The sequence below is a fragment of the Bradyrhizobium sp. genome, assembly GCF_049798375.1.
Lineage (GTDB): Bacteria > Pseudomonadota > Alphaproteobacteria > Rhizobiales > Xanthobacteraceae > Bradyrhizobium.
Map to the genome: position 1 here is coordinate 1 of NZ_JBARGP010000266.1, position 1,841 is coordinate 1,841.

At 67.4% G+C, this 1,841-nt stretch carries 1 protein-coding gene and 1 pseudogene; both read right to left on the minus strand.

Features of this window, described 5'->3' with window-relative positions:
- Positions 1-197 precede the first annotated feature (197 nt).
- On the minus strand, positions 198-1,457 hold the full coding sequence (locus tag WA702_RS11320; RefSeq protein ID WP_425110608.1) for a DUF763 domain-containing protein: 1,260 nt from the start codon (positions 1,455-1,457) through the stop codon (positions 198-200).
- A 79-nt stretch (positions 1,458-1,536) separates the two neighbouring features.
- Positions 1,537-1,841 (minus strand): annotated as a pseudogene (locus WA702_RS11325) (EmrB/QacA family drug resistance transporter); the annotation flags it as partial.

Consider the following 1,841-nt stretch of genomic DNA (forward strand, 5'->3'; position numbering starts at 1 on the left):
GCCTCGGGCCAGGTCGGCGCGGCGGCCGCGCAGGTGCTGAGCGCAGCCGGCCAGCTCGGCGCTCAGTCGGCGCAGCTCAAGGGCGAGACCGGAAAATTCCTCGGCAATGTGCGCGCAGCGTGAGCTACGCGTGTCGTTTGCCGGCTGTTTGACAGGGTGAATTAGCGATTGTCGGCGGCCGCTCTCGGGCGGCATCGTCAGGTCGACGAATGGCGCTTCGTGAGAGCTGGCGCGAGGTCTCGCTCCCAGCCGAACACCGAGCGGCCATCGAGCCCAGGCGAGGCGGCGCGCTCGGTCACGATGAAGGCGTCGAGCGACGGACCGGTGGCGATCCGCTCCAGCTTGCGCGCCTGGTCGTCGAGGCGCTTCAACGCGCCAAGCTCCTCCTCGCGGCCGAGCTTGGCGCTACTGACGGCGGATTTCAGCACGCGGATGGTCTCGTCATAGACCTTGATCGGCACCGGGTAGGGATGACGGTCCTTGCCGCCGTGGGCGAGCGAGAAGCGCGCGGGGTCCGCGAAGCGATAGGGCGCGCCATGCACGACCTCGGCGACCATCGCCAGCGAGCGCACCGTGCGCGCGCCGACACCTGATGTCAGCAACAGCTCAGGGAAATCGACCGGGCCGCGTTCGGCCGCCGCAGCCAGGGTGCCGTGCAGGCGACGGGCGAATACGTCCTTCGGCCGGACGTCATGATGTGCCGGCATGATCAGATGCGGCAACAAGGCTTGCGGCGGCGGGCGCTCTGTGCCGCTCATCCGTTCGAGTTCGCTGACGATGCGGTCGGGACCAAGGGCGGTCAGCAAATCGAGCTGGGCGTTCCGCGAGCCTTCAGCGCGATGGTCGGTGAGATTGACGATCTCGCCCTGCGGCCTACCATCGATCGCGCTGTGTGGCGTATCGACGAAGCTGGTCAGGCCTTGCGAATGCCAGTGATAGCGACGGGCCTGGCGCTTGTCGCCATTCATGCCCTGCTGCACCACCACCCATTTGCCGTCATCGGTGACGACGAAGCCGTGGAGATAGAGATCGAAGCCGTCCTGCACCGCGGCGCTGTCGACCTTGGCGACCAGCTTGCTGGTGCGCACCAAGGTCTCGCCGTCGAGGCCGAGGCGGTCGCTCAAAACACGAAGCTCGTCCGGCGTCTTGCGCGAATGCTCGCCCCGGCCGCCGCAGACATGGATGCCGAGTTCGCTTGCGAGAGGCTTCAGCCCGCGCTTCAAGGCGCCGATCACGCTGGTGGTGATTCCTGAGGAGTGCCAGTCCATGCCCATCACGGCGCCGAACGACTGGAACCAGTAGGGATGCGCCAACCGGGAGAGGAACTCGTCGCGGCCGTAGTGATGCACGATGGCTTGCGTGATGATGGCGCCGAGCGAGGTCATGCGGGTGCCGAGCCAAGCCGGTACGCGGCCTGAATGGAGCGGAAGATCGGCGCTGCCGGTGCGTCGGGCCATGCTATCCTTGAATGAGTCTCGCCGGCCGACCCTAGCAGAGCCGGCCGGCAAGATCATCTCATTCGAGATGGCCCTGGGGCTAATGCGCGCCCGCACCACCGCTGGCCGCGCGCCTCACCTTGCGGGTGAGCAGCACCGCGATCGCGGCGATCACCAGCACCGCGCCGATGATGGCGAAGGCGTCGCTGTAGCCCATCACTAGCGCCTGGTGCTTCACGGCCTTGCCGAGCGCGACGATGGCCTGCTGCCGGGCGCCCGCCGGATCGGGCACGCCGTGGGCCATGAAGTAGTCGGTCATCTGCGCGATCCGGGTGCGCACCTCCTCGCGGCCGAGCGTGACACTCTGGCCGATGATGTTGGAGTGGAACTGCTCGCGCTTGGTGA

Coding starts and splice junctions, on each gene's coding strand:
- WA702_RS11320 (WP_425110608.1), bottom strand. CDS start 1,457: ATGGCCCGACGCACCGGCAGCGCCGATCTTCCGCTCCATTCAGGCCGC.